Source organism: Streptomyces sp. 7R007 (assembly GCF_054850255.1).
This window is the reverse complement of record NZ_JBTWMV010000217.1, coordinates 1-208: the sequence shown is the minus strand read 5'-3', so window position 1 is coordinate 208 and position 208 is coordinate 1. Positions and strand designations below refer to the sequence as shown.

At 67.3% G+C, this 208-nt stretch carries 1 pseudogene; it reads left to right on the top strand.

The features are described 5' to 3' along the window. Positions 1-208: pseudogene (locus tag ACYF6T_RS44865) on the top strand (coagulation factor 5/8 type domain-containing protein); the annotation flags it as partial.

Sequence of the window (208 nt, the reverse complement as noted above, 5' to 3'; positions counted from 1 at the left end):
CAGGGCTACGCCGCCTACAAGGTCGCCTCCACCGTCACCAGCCACCAGGCCTACGGCCTGGGCAGCTACTGCTACTTCAACGTCAACCCCTCCGTCGTCGCCACCCGCGCCATCGAAGCGCCGAACACCCCGGGCGTCCGCTTCACCAGCATGGTCACGGTCTCCCTCGGCGGCACCGGCACCATCAGCCACGTCATCAACAACACCG